Source organism: Gilliamella sp. wkB72 (assembly GCF_001693745.1).
GTDB classification, from domain to species: Bacteria; Pseudomonadota; Gammaproteobacteria; order Enterobacterales; family Orbaceae; genus Gilliamella; species Gilliamella apicola_E.
In genome coordinates this window covers 48,037-62,089 of sequence record NZ_LZEI01000011.1, presented here as the reverse complement: position 1 = coordinate 62,089, position 14,053 = coordinate 48,037, and the positions used below count along the sequence as shown (strand labels likewise).

Sequence of the window (14,053 nt, the reverse complement as noted above, 5' to 3'; positions counted from 1 at the left end):
ATTTTATGCCAAATTAACTGTTTTATTCCAATTATTTCATATTAAGTGGTTTAAAATGCAAAAAAAAACCCTAGATAAACTAGGGCTGCATTAAATTGCAAGGAATGGATGAAAGGAAATAAAACAATGAAACAATACTGTCTAGCCTCATGAATCATTGTGGTGCTACTATAGCAAACCTAAACAGACGTTTTAATGACTGTAAAATTACAAAATAGTCACTGAAATGTCATGATGTCATTTGACTTCCTGATATATCCTATAACTGCATTATGCAATTTCGATAACCTGATAAAACATTAAGGAATATTCAATATGAAATTGTTAGTTGTTGAAGATGAACAAAAAACCGGTGAATATCTTCGTCAAGGTTTAGTTGAATCAGGATTTATTGTAGATCTTACTGATAACGGACTCGATGGTTATCATCGAGCAATGACTGAAGATTATGATCTGATTATTCTTGATGTAATGCTACCTGATATTGTGGGTTGGAAAATTGTACAGTCTTTGCGTGAAGCAGGGAAAGATACTCAAATTATTTTACTTACAGCAATGGGAAGTGTTGAAGATAAAGTGAAAGGACTCAATTTAGGCGCAGACGACTATTTAGTTAAACCTTTTTCTTTCGCTGAATTGTTAGCAAGAATTAAATCCTTATTAAGACGAAACGTTCCACAAGTCAATAATTATCAATTAAGCATTGCTGATTTAATTATGGACTTACCTAAACGAACAGTAACCCGAGGTGATAAAAGAATTGATTTAACGAATAAAGAATTTTTATTACTAGAATATTTTTTACGTTATCCCGGAGAAGTTTTACCAAGATCACTTATTGCTTCACAAGTATGGGATATGAATTTTGACAGCGATACCAATGTAATTGATGTAGCAATTAGGCGATTGAGGAACAAGATCGATGCCGATTTTGAACCTAAATTAATTCATACAGTCCGTGGAATGGGATATAAATTAGATGTCTTGGATGAAGCAGAGTAACATCATATCGTTTCGTATACCACTTATCGTATGCCTGCTAACCTGCGGGCTACTTTATTGTTTTAGCTACCTTATTGAGCATACGTTTGAAAAAATTTCAATTCAGCAAAATGTTTCGGAACTGAATTCAGTTATTACCTCAATCGAACGAGAACTTACCTATTATTCACCCGATGAAAATCGAGATGAATTCTTTCAAAATCTACTACTCATCTTGACCGGTCATCATCATCTATTTGTTTATATCATTGATGATTCAGGAAAAATTGTGTATCGCACTCGTGGTCCTAATTTATCTATTGCTTTATCACAAGAAGATTTTGAACGATTGATTACCGAAAATAGTACGGCGATTTGGAATATCGATAAATCATCTTATCGTATCGGTGCTTCCAGAGTTCTACTGGATGAAGGGCGTCAATATACGACAATAGTTGCAGTAGCGCGCAATTTACAGCTTGAATTTATTAATCGATTGAGAAATGGATTAGGTTTACTAATTGCTATTTCTTGTGTGTTAGCATTGATTGGATCGTTAATTTCCATTTATTACACACAAAAACCAATTAATCGTTTAATTAAAAAAATTGAACGAATTAATATGAAAAGCTTAAATTATCGTATTTCAACAGCCTCGGTTCCTGTAAAATATGTGAGTTTGGTTAAGGCGTTTAATAATATGCTTCATCGAATGGAAGATGTCTTTGAACGACAACGCAATTTTACCGCAGATATTGCCCATGAAATGCGAACACCAATCACAAATCTAACGACACAAACGCAAATTGTTTTAAATAATGCGCGCTCTACAGAAGAGTACCGAGAAATTTTATATTCTAATTTAGAAGAGTATGAAAAAATGTCTCAGATGATCTCGGATATGCTTTTTTTAGCACAAGCCGATAATCATCAGCTAGTACCTAATCTTATCGATATAGATTTACATTCGATGATTAGTTTAATGTGTGAATATTTTGAACCTTTGACTGATGAGAAAAATATTACTTTTGAACTTGAAGGTAATTGTTCTCATATTCAAGGCGATAAAATGATGTTAGGGCGGGCGATAAGTAATATCATCTCCAATGCGATTCGTTATACCCCTGAAAATCAAACAATTAAGATTAAATTGGGTCAACTTACACAAAAACGAATTCAAATTATCATCTCTAACCCTGGTAAAAAGATTGAAAGTCGTCATTTACCTCATCTTTTTGACCGCTTTTATCGAGTTGATGAATCGCGTCATCGAAATAACAAAGATAGCTCAGGTACCGGAATTGGTTTGGCTATTGTAAAATCGATTATCGATACACATAAAGGTCATATTTATGTTGAATCAGATGATCTGTCTACACGTTTTATAATCAATCTTCCGACCGTTATTTAACATCATAATCACTTATTAAGAGATTAGCTGCAGCGTATGCGGCTTTTTCTCTTAGATCTTGCGGTACTAGTTGATTATCGACTACTTCATTAAGTACCATCATTACCGCACCTAACGCATCTTCAATATAACCTAAATCATTACTGCCAATTTGAGCATATCTTTCACGAATTAGCTCATGATATTTGTTCATATTATTATCTTCCTATTTATTGAAACTCAAATAAAATTTAAATAAACGCAGTTAACATTTGATAAACTTCATTGGATGTGATTGATTGCATTGTTTTATCTTTTGAAATGATGCTGTGTTGGTTTTTGCCATATCCTCCAATTAGGTTTGGATCGGTTTTTCCAAATAAAGTTATATTAGGACGATCTAGTGCCGCTGTTAAATGGCTTAATCCTGTATCTACTGACACTACAGATTTTGAACCCGCAATAATCGTTGCGATTTCGTTAAGAGAAAGCTTTGGTAATACTTCAACGTGATTAAATCCTTGTGCTAAGCGTAAAGCCCGTTCTTGCTCATGAGGAGCTCCCCATGGTAGTTTAATCCTTAGTCCTGTTGGTTGAATTAATTTAATTAATTCTCGCCATGCTTCTTCTGTCCAGTGCTTTTCTTCACGAGTAGTAGCATGAAGGAATACTAAATATTTCTGGTTATCATCAGGTAATGCAGTTAAGAAATGACGAGCAATAGCATAATCACCGATTGAATCAGGTTGCAAATAATTAAGACTTTTAGCAAACAGCATCCGAACACGTTCTATGGCATGCATCTGTTTAGGGACATGATGTTTAACATCATAAAACCAACTAGCGATGGGTTCTTTGATGCTTTGTCGATCTAAGCCATGCTTAATACCTCGCGCTTTACGAGTAATTAAAAATGCGCTTTTTATTAAACCTTGTGCATCAATGATGCAATCATACTGTTGTCGTCTTAAATGTTCTATAAATTGGTGGCGTTCTTGACGAACCGTTTTAGCAAACCAGTTTTTTCGCCAACGCCTTATTGCAACTGGGATAACTTCATCTACAGCAAAATGCCAACTTGGAATCTGTGAAAAGTTTTCTTCAACTACCCAATCAAATGTAATATTTGGTAGATTGTTTGCGGCATCTGTTAAAGCCGGTAAAGTATGCAATACATCACCCATTGATGAAGTTTTAACAACCAATACACGCATAATTAATTACTCTTTTCACAGCGAACGATAAGTTTCATCAATGTTTCAAAAACATGCTCGGGTTTTATATCAATTAGACTTTGATGATAACCTTGCTCACTATCACCTTTACGAACTCGGTGGTAGCCAGTAATGAGTCTAATGACTTCTGCTTTATTTGATAATGGGGGAGTAAAATCAGGACTACTTGGTCCATAAAGTGCAACTAAAGGCTTATCAAGTGCAGCTGCAACATGCATTAAGCCTGAATCATTAGTGACAATTGCTTTACATGCCGCAATCAAGTTGATCGCTTGTTCTAATTTTGTTTGGCCAGCAAGATTAATACACTGATCACCATGCGCCATTTTGGCAATAATCTGTTCTCCAACAGCTTTATCTTTTTCTGAACCAAAGATAATAATTTTAGCATGTTGTTTTACTATCAAATCAGCCAATGCAGCATAGTGATAATCAGGCCAACGTTTAGCAGGGCCAAATTCAGCGCCAGGACAAAATCCAATTAAAGGAACATCTGTAGGAATATTAAAGTTTGATAATGCTTGCTCAACCTCATCCTTTTCAACACTCAGTTTTGGCCATAAAATTGGTTGAGGAATATCTTTTGCTGAATGGATATCTTGTTTAGGGTAGGCAAGGGCGACATAACGTTCGACCATTAATGGAAAAGCTTTTTTATCAAGTATGCGCATATCATTTAATAAACCATAACGCATCTCACCCTTCCAGCCAGTGCGTTTAGGAATTTTAGCAAAGAAAGGAATCAGTGCTGATTTAAATGAGTTAGGTAAAATGATTGCTTGGTCGTATTGACGTAATTCTTTTCCTAGTTGGTAACGTTTAGTTAATGCAAACTCCCCATGATTAATTGGCATAGCAATTGATTGATTGACTTCAGGCATTTTATTCAATAAAGCACGGCACCAAGCTGGTGCCATTACATCAATTTCAATAGTTGGCTCTAGATGCTTTAAAGTGCGATATAAACTTTGGGACATCATCATGTCACCAACCCAAGATGGACCAATAATCAGGGTTTTCATTGTAGTTCCTCTTATTGCTCGTTTAACCATTTCATATATTCAGTTGTACCTTGTGCAACTGTTTTAAACTCAATTGGACATCCTGTTTTTCTAAATTTAGTCAAATCAGCTTGAGTAAAGCTTTGGTAACGTCCTTTCAGGTGATCTGGGAAAGGAATATAATCAATTTCACCTTTTTGATGATAATTTAAAACGGCATCAGCTACTGATTGGAAAGATTCAGCTCGTCCAGTTCCACAATTAAAGATGCCAGAAACATTATTTTTCCAGAACCATAAGTTTACCTCAACGACATCTCCAACATAAATAAAATCACGTCTAAAATTATCACTTCCAGTAAATAATTTAGGTTTTTCCCCTTTATTGATTTGTTCATTTAAATGAAACGCAACACTAGCCATGCTACCTTTATGGTTTTCCCGTGGACCATAAACATTAAAATAACGAAATCCACAAATTTGTGAATTTGCTTGTGGTAATATTTCACGGACATATTGGTCGAATAAGAATTTTGAATAACCATAAACATTTAATGGTTTTTCATAGGAACGCTCTTCAATAAAATTATCGCTCCGACCACCATAAGTGGCAGCTGAGGATGCATATAAAAAAGGAATATCAAAATCTAAACAATAATGGAGCAAATCCTTAGAATAATTATAATTATTTTCCATCATAAATTTGCCATCCCATTCAGTTGTGGATGAACAAGCACCTTGATGGAAAATAACTTCAATATCAAGATTTTCGCCAGATATTATTTCTGCTATAAATTCATCTTTATCCATATAATCAGCAATATCTAAATCGGCTAAATTTGAAAATTTAGTACCATCAGTTAAATCATCTACCACTAAAATATCTTTGTGCCCTAGATCATTTAATCCTTTAACGATATTACTTCCAATAAACCCAGCACCGCCAGTAACAACAATCATAATCACAACCTTTGACTAGTAAAAATAATATAATAACGATTTATTGGCAAATTTTCGAGTATTCATTTCTACATCTTAGTTTTGTTGCTAATGAATTTATGATAAAAAATGACACGATTTAATGGTATATATCAGTTATGTGAATCATACCTATGAATTTTTTATTAACATCAAGTACCGGTAAAACTGTTATTGGTCTTGGCTTGTGTTGTTCCATTATATTTAAAGCATCTGATACTGTTTGGTGTTGTTCAACTGTTACAGGTGTTGATATCATCAACTGAGTAACATTAATATTTAATAAATCTGGATAAGTCTTTAGCTGTCTTCGAATATCGCCATCAGTGATTATACCAAGTAATGCATTTTCCTTATTTACTATTGCAACTGCACCTATTCCAGAATTAGTCATCACAAAAATGGCATCAGAAATAGATTTTTCAGCAGTAATCGATACCTGTCTATTATGTTTTTCTACCAATTGCTTAACAGTCATTAAACGAATTTGCCCTAAACTTCCGCCAGGATGATAAAAAGCAAAATCATTTTTGGTAAATTTTTTAGCGTTCATAACTGAAATTGCTAAAGCATCACTTAATGCTAATTGAACAGTAGTACTTGTAGTTGGCGCTAAATTTAATGGGCATGCTTCATTAGTTATATGCGCGTCTAAATTATATGTTGCAAATCGGGCTAACGTCGATGAAGGATTACCACAAATTGAAATTAGTGGAATGTTAATTTTTTGTATGGTGGATAAAATATTAAGAATCTCGGCGGTTTCTCCGCTATTTGATATCGCAATAATGGTGTCAAATTTAGTAAGGCTACCTAAGTCACCATGGATTGCTTCAGCTGGATGTAAATAAAATGATGGTGTTCCAGTACTCATAAATGTAGCTGAAAGCTTACGAGCAATATATCCTGGCTTTCCCATTCCAGTTACGATAACTCTTCCTGACGTATTCAAAATTAACTCGACAGCATTAAAGAAACTTTCGTTGATGGTATCAACAATATCCTCTATTGCAGCTGCTTCTTGTTTTAAAACTTGTTTCGCCATTTTTAAAGTTTCAATTTTAAGCGTCAAAAGGTTTGCAGATTTTGTGGTCATATCTCAATTATCCTTATTTATAAATTGATTTAATTGAATTAATTCTGTCAAAAACGAATTAAACATGTTTAGAAATTGTACTAATAAAATGAAAAATAATTTTGATGATTCACAAAATACTTACGATGAAAAAGTGAAAGTTTGATTGTGATCACAATTGTTAAACTTGGTTGTGAAAGTGTTAAAAGATTAACATTTTGTGAATTATTTTATTACTACAATGCCCTCAAATTAATCGAGAAATTAACTATGAAACAAGAATTACCGAGATACAAAAGAATTTTAGAGTACTTAGATGAATATGATGTTGCCAATATCAATTCATTATCTAAGCTATTTTCCGTTTCGCATATGAGTATTAGGCGTGATTTAAAGCTTTTGCAAGAAAAAGGCCTAATAAAAGTATCTTATGGTGGTGAAATAAAGAGAAGTTTTTTAAATGGTACCCCTCTATATAACATCAAGCAAAATCGATTTTCAGAAGGAAAAAAGAAGGTAGGTAAAATTGCAACAGGATTATTGCAACCAGGAATGGTGATCTTTATTGATGCAGGCACAACAATGCGAGAATTTGCATTGAACATCAATGTTCCTATTACAGTTATTACTCCAGATTTACACGTTGCTCTTGAATTATCTTCCCATCCAGAAGTGAATACCATTATTTGCCCTGGTGAGATACAAGCGTCTAGTGCAGCCATTTATAACTCACAATCAATGAAGTATCTATCTGAACAGGTTATCGATTTGGCATTTATTGGCGCTGATGGTTTTAATCTTGAAGATGGCGCATTAACGACATCTCAAATTAAAGCTGACTGTAAATGGATGGCCTTAACCCGATCTATTCAATCTGTTTTGCTTGTTGACAGCAGTAAATTAGGACTTAGATGTCGATTTAAAATCTGTGATTTGAGTCGCTTTAATTACCTTATAACTGAAAAGCAATTTCCAAGTAATTTTGAAAAGCAATTATTAAAACAGGATATTAAATATATGTTTGAAGTCGTGTAACAAACTACCTAATGGTAGATGTATAAAAAGTTCATTAACTGAACTTAATTTTTGAGAGGAAGCAAAAATATGAAAGTAGCCGTTGTAGCTGATGATTTAACAGGTGCTAATGCCACATGTGCTTTATTAAGCAAAAAAGGGTTTAACGCGATCACTTGTTTGGAAAAATTTAATGAAGATCTTAGCAAATTTGATGTTATTTCGTTTGCAACAGATTCTCGTTCAATACCTTATAAAGAGGCATATTCGCGTGTTGTTGATTGCATAAATCAATTTAGTAAATATCAACCTTTAATTAGTAAACGAATTGATTCAACATTACGAGGAAATCTAGGAGCAGAAGTTGATGCCGTTATTGATAATGATCCTAATTTAATGGCTTTAGTTGTTCCAGTTTACCCATCGAGTGATCGTATCTGTGTAGGTGGTTCTTTATTAGTTAATGGCGTTCCATTACAAAATACAGCGATGCGTAACGATCCTAAAAATCCGATGACTGAGTCTTCAATTATTGAATTATTTCGATGCCAATCCCGTTATCCAATTTCTCATATTGCACTAAAGGATGTTTTAGAAGGCAAAGATAGAATTGAGCAACGGTTAAAACAAATATATCAACAGGGAGGACGAATTGTCATATTTGACGCAACAACAGATACGGATATAAGCGTTATCGCTCAAGCAGCTAATAATATTAATTTGCCTGTTTTTTGTGTAGATCCTGGACCTTTTACTGCGCAATTTGCAGATCTTCGTTATTCGTCTGAAAAAAAAATGGCAAACAAAGTCTTTGTTGCAATAGGAAGTGTTTCGGATCTTACTCAAAGACAAATTAAAAAATTGAGATATGACCGGAAAGTTTGGTTAGAAACAGTTTTAGTCGATGAATTAATTGAGATTGCAAAAGACACTAAGAAAGCTAAACCTATCGTCGATAAATTGTTAGAAAAAGTCGAACAATTTGATGTTATTGGTATTGATACAGTTGAAATGCCTGAGCATGTCTGTGATTTAAGTAAACTCGCTACTAAACATAATATGAATAAGAGCGAAATTAGCAACACGTTAAATCAAGCCATTGCTGAAATTACTGCACAGGTATTACTCCATCCTGAATCTATCATACGTGGCATTTATACCAGTGGAGGTGATGTAACCGTAAATGTTGTTAATCGCTTAGGCAGTAGTGGGTTCTTGCTAAAAGATGAAGTAGAACCATTAACAGTTTACGGGCATTTGGTTGGAGGACAATGCGATGGTTATTCGATTGTAACTAAAGGTGGTTTTGTTGGTAATGATAATACTTTAGTTCATTGTATCGATTATCTGAGTACAAAAATTTCATCACATGAAAGTTTAAAACATTAATAACCCTGAGTTAATTTAGTTAATAAATAAAAATTGAGTTTAATAAATTCTGAAAAAAGTTAAAGGAGTAAGACATGAACCATCGTAGCTTAATTGGCGTGCCTATGGGCGATCCAGCAGGAATCGGTCCTGAAATTGTTGTTAAAAGTATCGCTGCACCAGAAACGTATAAATATGGATGTGTAGTGGTAGCTGGTGATAAAAAAGTATTAGAAGATGCCTGTAAATTCTCCAAAGTAAATTTACATATCAATCAAATAACTGATCTTTCACAAATACAAGATGAACCTAATGTTTTGAATCTTATTCAATGTGGCCAATTAAATTATGACACTTTCAAAATTGGCCAAATTGAAGGCCAATGTGGGCAAGCTGCATTTAATTATATTAAAGTTATAACCGAGCTTGCTATGCAAAAGAAACTTGATGCTATAGCAACTACACCAATCAATAAAGAGTCGTTAAAAGCAGGAAATGTTAATTATATCGGTCATACCGAGATATTAGCAGACCTTACTGGCAGTAAAGATCCTTTAACCATGTTTCAAGTTAGAGATTTACGAGTCTTTTTCCTAACACGCCATTTGGCTCTTATCAAAGCCATCGAATCATTAACACCAGAAAGAGTATGTGATTATGCTATCCGTTGTAATGAAGCATTAATCAAATTAGGTATTGATAAACCTAAAATGACCGTTGCAGGAATAAATCCTCACTGTGGTGAGCATGGTCTTTTTGGTCATGAAGATGATGATGTCCTATTACCTGGTATTGAGATGGCTAAACAACAAGGGATTGATATTAATGGTCCGAAACCGGCAGATAGTGTTTTCCATTTTGCCATGGGTGGGGGATATGATGCAGTGTTATCTCCGTACCATGATCAAGGTCATATTGCAACGAAAATGGTTGATTTTCATCGTACTATTTCAATTACCAATGGTATGCCTATTCTCCGTACTTCAGTTGATCATGGCACAGCAAATGACATTGCCGGCAAAGGAATAGCCAATCCAGTTAGTTTGATTGAAGCAATTCGTTTAGCTGCACTTTACGCACCAAATTTCAAACGTTAGTAAGTATTTATACTTATAACTATTTATTTTTCGATAATGATTATCATTGTCGAAGGAGGGTTTGCATATGTCTAAAAAAGAAAATAATAAAAAATCACTTTATCCTTATGTCTTATTAAATGGCATTATTCTAGTGGTTGTAGGATTAATTGTTTTTTATTTAGGAAGTTTACATAGTATTGAAAAAAGTAGCTGGCGAATGGTAGCTGGTTTGCTTGTTGCAATAACTTTATTACTTTTTATGATTTTAAAAACAAGAATTCAAGCATTTCCTGCATTAATTATATCAGCTGTAATTACTGGATCATTAGGGGGAATGCCTGGTGAGTTTATGATAGCAACAATTAGTAAAGGCTTTGGTAACACACTTGGTAACATCGGAATTGTAATTGGTTTTGGTGTTATGATGGGGTCTGTTTTGCAGATGAGTGGTGCTGCACAAAAAATGGCTCAAGTTTTTATTAATTTATTAGGGAAAGGAAGAGAAGAATTAGCCCTAGTTATTATAGGATTATTAGTTAGTTTGGCTGTTTTTTGTGATTCAGCATTTATTGTCCTATTACCTCTTGTAAAGGCAATTTCTCGTAGTACAGGTAAGTCTGTTGTGGGACTTGGTTCAACATTAGCAATGGGATTAGTTATTAGTCATAGTATGATCCCGCCAGCAGTTGGGCCATTTGGTGTTGTTTCTCAGTTTGGTATTGGACTAGGTGAATATATGCTATGGGCAATGGTTGTAGCTATACCTATTACTATTGCTGGATTTATTTATACTCGTCATGTGGGTCGTAGCATTTATCAAATTCCAACTGAAGATGGTGAAAACTTCACACGGGAACGCTTGACTGTTACATCACAAAATATACAAGATGACCAACAATTACCAAGCGCATTAGCATCTTTTGCACCAATAGTTACTCCAATTATTCTGATATTAACTGCGACATTAGTTAATGAAATGAAATGGGATAACTCTATTGCTATTATGTTAAAAACTATTGGGCACCCAATTGTTGCTGTTGGAATTGGGCTATTAATCGCAATTATGGCCTTAACCAATTCATTCCCAAGAAAAGATGTTGTACATCAAATGGAAAATTCAATTCGATCAGCAGGTATTATATTGCTTGTCATTGGTGGCGGTGGCGCATTAGGAATGGTGTTGCGTGATTCAGGGACAGGGCAAATAATCGCAGAGTATATTGTTCAAATTGGAGTCCCAGGTATTTTGTTACCGTTGACAATCTCGACTTTGATTCGATTAATACAAGGATCAGGTGTGGTTGCAATGATTACAGCAGCAAGTATTACTGCCCCAATGATTGGGACACTAGGTGTAAATCCAATTATGGCAGGGTTAGGGTGCTCTATTGGATCATTTATGTTCTCTCACTTCAATGATGCATACTTTTGGGTGGTTAATCGTTCATTAGGGGTTACAGAAGTTAAAGAACAAATTAAAGTTTGGAGTATGACAACTACCGTTCTTTGGGCTGCAGGAACGGTTACATTATTAGTTGTTAATGCAATTTTCTTTTAAAATAAAAAAGGATAGCGTAAAGGAATATGCTATCCTTAATATCTTCTATAAATTTCAATTTAATAATTTTGCAGTAACTAAAATATATCTAGCTAAGTTAATATAAGGTTCGCTTTGGCAGTATTGTTTTTCAATTTCTAATAACTGATCAAAATGAGTTTCTGCTTTTGACTTATTAGTTAAATAGTCATGAAAGACTCGGATTCCTGTTTTATTCGTAATCTCAAAACTTTGTTCAATTAGCCATTGATACACTTGATTTGGATCACGAGGATAATCAGGCGATAAGGTTTTCTTTTTGCGTTTAGCAAGTCCTGATTGAGTATATCCAAAATTACCTAATGTCACCGTTTTAAATAATAGTCCATGATAGTTATAAAACATTAAAGATAAATAACCCTCTTTTTTTAGATGTCTTTTTAAAGATTGGATTATCTGTACAGGATCAGCTACCCACTCTAATACAGCATGGCAAATCACAAGATCAAAAGGTTGATCGATAAACTTATCAAGATTTTGAATTGAACAATGAATAAAGTTTAAGGTTAAATTTTCTTGCTGCGCTTGATGGTTAGCTAAATCCAGCATTTGTTTGGAAATATCACAAACAGTTATATTATGTCCTAATTTGGCAAGTCTACACGCTATTTGTCCTTGACCACCACCAGCGTCAAGGATGTTGATAGGTTTAGGATATTTGGCTAATATGTTTTCAAGTTCTTGCCAAACAATAGCTTCTCGGATTTTGCCTTTAGTTGTACCATAAATATTTTTGGCAAATTTATGGCTAATATCATCAAAATTACGATCGTTAACAGTCATATTTATTATTTAATTTAGTTACTTCTAAATTAATCTGAGCAATTTTTTCTGACATTTGTTGATAACATTGTTCCATCAAAGTTCTTGCATCTTCTTTACGTAAATTTTTTGTCTCAATAGGCGAGAGCATTTCGACAATCATATGACCATTATTGAGGCGATTTAGCTTAATGTTATTCGTATCCGATACACAAATTGGCACAATAGGGACTCCAGCTGCAATAGCTGCTTTAAATGCGCCTGTTTTAAAGGGTAACAAACCTCGCCCTTTACTACGGGTTCCTTCAGGAAACATCCAAATTGATATACCACGTTTTTTTATTTCTTTAACGACCAAATTAATCGTATCACGAGCTTTTGATTTATTGTTACGGTCAATCAAAATATTTCCTGTAAGGTAATAAAGTTGACCAAAGAATGGAATCAAAGCAAGACTTTTTTTGCCTACTGTAACTGTTTTAGGCTGTACAATATCAGCAGCGACAACCATATCATAATTATTTTGGTGATTAGCAATAAATACACAGCTACCTAAATTTTCAATTTCGGGGTATTTACGAGTATCGACTTTTACTCCTAATATTGGTTTAAAGAAAAAGCTGAAAAGATGGGCAAATCGAGCCACATTTTTGGGGTTGCGAGGATTGAATAAGCAAAAAATAACGCCTAGTACACAAGTTAAAATACCAATAAATAACACGATGATTAAGCGAAAAAGAAAAACCATAATTTACCTCATAAGTTAACTTGGCGTATTATATACGTAATCTATAAGAATATACAGTTTGTTAAATATCGCTTTGAAGGATGTTTATGCACGAATCAACAATCATTTGGGATGAAAATCAAACCCCAATTTCTCGTTATTTTGATGATATCTATTTTAATACCAACGGCGCAATCGATGAAACTCGTTATGTGTTCATTGAAGGAAATAGTTTATATGAGCGTTTTTTGCTACATCAGCGCGAAAGCTTCACTATAGCAGAAACAGGTTTTGGTACAGGTCTAAGTTTTTTAATTGCTTGGCAAATGTTCAAACAATTTAGAGAGAATAAACCTAATAGTCCTCTTAAAAGATTGGATTTTTTTAGTGTTGAAAAATATCCTTTATCTGAAAAAGAAATGTCAAAAGTTCATAGTAAAATAATCAACAGTAATGATTCTTTGAGTTTACTAGCCAAACAATTAAGAGATTCTTTAAACGAGTCTCAAAGTATCGTTTTAGATGATACTCATTTAGTTATTTGTTATGACGATATCACTCACTATCCAAAGTTTTTAAAACAACAAAATTGTTTGATTGATGTTTGGTTTTTTGATGGTTTTTCACCTGCAAAGAATCCTGAAATGTGGTCGGAATCGCTTTTTAAAAAGTGCTATGACTTAACGAATGAAGGAGGTTCTTTTGCTACTTTTACAGCGGCAGGCTTTGTTCGACGTAATTTAATCAATGCAGGTTTTAATGTCAAAAAACATAAGGGATTTGGGGTTAAGCGAGAAATGCTTATTGGCAGTAAATCTTAATTTAGTTTGCCAATTTTGACAAACTA

General features: G+C 33.9%; 14 protein-coding genes. 7 read left to right on the top strand and 7 right to left on the bottom strand.

The genetic code is table 11. The features are described from left to right. Nucleotides 1-315 precede the first annotated feature (315 nt). Nucleotides 316-1,002, top strand: a complete 687-nt coding sequence (locus tag A9G07_RS06175) for a heavy metal response regulator transcription factor (RefSeq protein ID WP_065563213.1) — start codon at nucleotides 316-318, stop codon at nucleotides 1,000-1,002. Next, nucleotides 980-2,392: a heavy metal sensor histidine kinase gene (locus tag A9G07_RS06170; RefSeq protein ID WP_081303361.1), complete on the top strand. Its 1,413-nt coding sequence runs from the start codon at nucleotides 980-982 to the stop codon at nucleotides 2,390-2,392. Before A9G07_RS06175 ends, A9G07_RS06170 begins: the two co-directional genes overlap by 23 nt. On the opposite strand, the gene A9G07_RS06165 is transcribed toward A9G07_RS06170, so the two are convergent. From A9G07_RS06165 to A9G07_RS06145, 5 genes are all read right to left on the bottom strand, one after another. Continuing rightward, a complete protein-coding gene (locus tag A9G07_RS06165; protein WP_065734473.1) occupies nucleotides 2,385-2,585 on the bottom strand; it encodes a YaeP family protein in 201 nt (66 codons plus the stop codon). The two genes, A9G07_RS06170 and A9G07_RS06165, sit on opposite strands and share 8 nt — an antisense overlap. A gap of 37 nt (nucleotides 2,586-2,622) precedes the next feature. Next, a complete protein-coding gene (rfaC, locus tag A9G07_RS06160; protein WP_065734471.1) occupies nucleotides 2,623-3,585 on the bottom strand; it encodes a lipopolysaccharide heptosyltransferase RfaC in 963 nt (320 codons plus the stop codon). Nucleotides 3,586-3,587: 2 nt separating this feature from the next. Then, on the bottom strand, nucleotides 3,588-4,628 hold the full coding sequence (rfaF, locus tag A9G07_RS06155) for an ADP-heptose--LPS heptosyltransferase RfaF (RefSeq protein WP_065734469.1): 1,041 nt from the start codon (nucleotides 4,626-4,628) through the stop codon (nucleotides 3,588-3,590). A gap of 11 nt (nucleotides 4,629-4,639) precedes the next feature. Beyond that, nucleotides 4,640-5,566 (bottom strand): ADP-glyceromanno-heptose 6-epimerase, encoded by a 927-nt coding sequence (gene rfaD / locus A9G07_RS06150; RefSeq protein ID WP_065734467.1) that lies wholly within the window; start codon nucleotides 5,564-5,566, stop codon nucleotides 4,640-4,642. A 118-nt stretch (nucleotides 5,567-5,684) separates the two neighbouring features. Then, complete coding sequence (locus A9G07_RS06145; protein ID WP_065734466.1) at nucleotides 5,685-6,680, bottom strand: KpsF/GutQ family sugar-phosphate isomerase; 996 nt, start codon at nucleotides 6,678-6,680, stop codon at nucleotides 5,685-5,687. Nucleotides 6,681-6,929: 249 nt separating this feature from the next. On the opposite strand from A9G07_RS06145, the gene A9G07_RS06140 reads away from it, so the two are divergent. From A9G07_RS06140 to A9G07_RS06125, 4 genes are all read left to right on the top strand, one after another. Beyond that, the gene (locus A9G07_RS06140; RefSeq protein ID WP_141673957.1) at nucleotides 6,930-7,694 is read left to right on the top strand and encodes a DeoR/GlpR family DNA-binding transcription regulator; all 765 of its coding nucleotides are present in this window, start codon (nucleotides 6,930-6,932) and stop codon (nucleotides 7,692-7,694) included. 69 nt (nucleotides 7,695-7,763) lie between these two features. Continuing rightward, nucleotides 7,764-9,062: a four-carbon acid sugar kinase family protein gene (locus A9G07_RS06135; RefSeq protein ID WP_065734462.1), complete on the top strand. Its 1,299-nt coding sequence runs from the start codon at nucleotides 7,764-7,766 to the stop codon at nucleotides 9,060-9,062. Between the two features lie 74 nt (nucleotides 9,063-9,136). Further along, complete coding sequence (gene pdxA, locus A9G07_RS06130; protein WP_065734461.1) at nucleotides 9,137-10,138, top strand: 4-hydroxythreonine-4-phosphate dehydrogenase PdxA; 1,002 nt, start codon at nucleotides 9,137-9,139, stop codon at nucleotides 10,136-10,138. Nucleotides 10,139-10,337: 199 nt separating this feature from the next. After that, nucleotides 10,338-11,678, top strand: coding sequence for a GntP family permease (locus A9G07_RS06125; protein ID WP_065563268.1), 1,341 nt, complete (start codon nucleotides 10,338-10,340; stop codon nucleotides 11,676-11,678). A 54-nt stretch (nucleotides 11,679-11,732) separates the two neighbouring features. Here the strand turns inward: A9G07_RS06125 and cmoM are convergent, their stop codons facing one another. Together cmoM and A9G07_RS06115 are read right to left on the bottom strand one after the other, a co-directional pair. Continuing rightward, nucleotides 11,733-12,500, bottom strand: a complete 768-nt coding sequence (gene cmoM, locus A9G07_RS06120; protein WP_065734459.1) for a tRNA uridine 5-oxyacetic acid(34) methyltransferase CmoM — start codon at nucleotides 12,498-12,500, stop codon at nucleotides 11,733-11,735. Further along, the gene (locus tag A9G07_RS06115) at nucleotides 12,490-13,227 is read right to left on the bottom strand and encodes a 1-acylglycerol-3-phosphate O-acyltransferase (RefSeq protein WP_065734458.1); all 738 of its coding nucleotides are present in this window, start codon (nucleotides 13,225-13,227) and stop codon (nucleotides 12,490-12,492) included. The genes cmoM and A9G07_RS06115 overlap by 11 nt, the downstream gene beginning before the upstream one ends. A gap of 86 nt (nucleotides 13,228-13,313) precedes the next feature. On the opposite strand from A9G07_RS06115, the gene mnmD reads away from it, so the two are divergent. Further along, nucleotides 13,314-14,027 (top strand): tRNA (5-methylaminomethyl-2-thiouridine)(34)-methyltransferase MnmD, encoded by a 714-nt coding sequence (gene mnmD, locus A9G07_RS06110; RefSeq protein WP_065563225.1) that lies wholly within the window; start codon nucleotides 13,314-13,316, stop codon nucleotides 14,025-14,027. The last annotated feature ends 26 nt before the right edge of the window (nucleotides 14,028-14,053 follow it).